We start from the raw sequence: 1701 nt of genomic DNA, 5'->3' as shown, positions 1-1701 counted from the left end.
AAAATGGTGCTCCTTAGAAAGGAGGTGATCCAGCCGCACCTTCCGGTACGGCTACCTTGTTACGACTTCGTCCCAATCGCCGATCCCACCTTCGACGGCTCCCTCCCAAAGGGTTAGGCCACCGGCTTCGGGTGTTACCGACTTTCATGACGTGACGGGCGGTGTGTACAAGGCCCGGGAACGTATTCACCGCAGCGTTGCTGATCTGCGATTACTAGCGACTCCGACTTCACGGGGTCGAGTTGCAGACCCCGATCCGAACTGAGACCGGCTTTAAAGGATTCGCTAAACCTCACGGCATCGCAGCCCTTTGTACCGGCCATTGTAGCATGTGTGAAGCCCTGGACATAAGGGGCATGATGACTTGACGTCATCCCCACCTTCCTCCGAGTTGACCCCGGCAGTCTCTCACGAGTCCCCACCATAACGTGCTGGCAACATGAGACAAGGGTTGCGCTCGTTGCGGGACTTAACCCAACATCTCACGACACGAGCTGACGACAGCCATGCACCACCTGCACACAGGCCACAAGGGAACCGATATCTCTACCGGCGTCCTGTGCATGTCAAACCCAGGTAAGGTTCTTCGCGTTGCATCGAATTAATCCACATGCTCCGCCGCTTGTGCGGGCCCCCGTCAATTCCTTTGAGTTTTAGCCTTGCGGCCGTACTCCCCAGGCGGGGTACTTAATGCGTTAGCTACGGCACGGATCCCTAAAGGAAGGAAACCCACACCTAGTACCCACCGTTTACGGCGTGGACTACCAGGGTATCTAATCCTGTTCGCTCCCCACGCTTTCGCTCCTCAGCGTCAGTTACTGCCCAGAGACCCGCCTTCGCCACCGGTGTTCCTCCTGATATCTGCGCATTCCACCGCTACACCAGGAATTCCAGTCTCCCCTACAGTACTCCAGTCTGCCCGTATCGCCCGCACGCCCACAGTTGAGCTGTGAGTTTTCACGGACAACGCGACAAACCACCTACGAGCTCTTTACGCCCAGTAATTCCGGACAACGCTCGCACCCTACGTATTACCGCGGCTGCTGGCACGTAGTTGGCCGGTGCTTCTTCTGTACCTACCGTCACCTGCGAGAAAACCCGCAAGCTTCGCCGATACTGAAAGAGGTTTACAACCCGAAGGCCGTCATCCCCCACGCGGCGTCGCTGCATCAGGCTTGCGCCCATTGTGCAATATTCCCCACTGCTGCCTCCCGTAGGAGTCTGGGCCGTATCTCAGTCCCAGTGTGGCCGGACACCCTCTCAGGCCGGCTACCCGTCGTCGCCTTGGTAGGCCATCACCCCACCAACAAGCTGATAGGCCGCGGGCCCATCCCACACCGCAAAAGCTTTCCACCACAGAACATGCATCCCATGGTCCTATCCAGTATTAGACCCAGTTTCCCAGGCTTATCCCAGAGTGCAGGGCAGATCACCCACGTGTTACTCACCCGTTCGCCACTCGAGCACCCCCGAAAGGGCCTTTCCGTTCGACTTGCATGTGTTAAGCACGCCGCCAGCGTTCGTCCTGAGCCAGGATCAAACTCTCCAAACAAAAAACGTTCAGAACAATCCTGAAAACATCAGTTCCGAAAAACCGACAAAAAACACCACACCCCCAACACGGGACGCCGAAGGCATGGCAAAAAACAACAACAAACAAAAACCACCAAACACACTATTGAGTTCTCAAACAACACGCCC

At 56.6% G+C, this 1701-nt stretch carries 1 rRNA gene; it reads right to left on the bottom strand.

The annotated features are described in order from the left end of the window. Window positions 1-17 precede the first annotated feature (17 nt). Window positions 18-1552 (bottom strand): 16S ribosomal RNA (locus BST28_RS22845). Window positions 1553-1701 lie beyond the last annotated feature (149 nt).

The sequence above is a fragment of the Mycolicibacter kumamotonensis genome (assembly GCF_002086285.1).
Taxonomy (GTDB): Bacteria; Actinomycetota; Actinomycetes; order Mycobacteriales; family Mycobacteriaceae; genus Mycobacterium; species Mycobacterium kumamotonense.
Note: the sequence above shows the minus strand (reverse complement) of the source record. Positions and strands in the feature narration are given on the sequence as shown.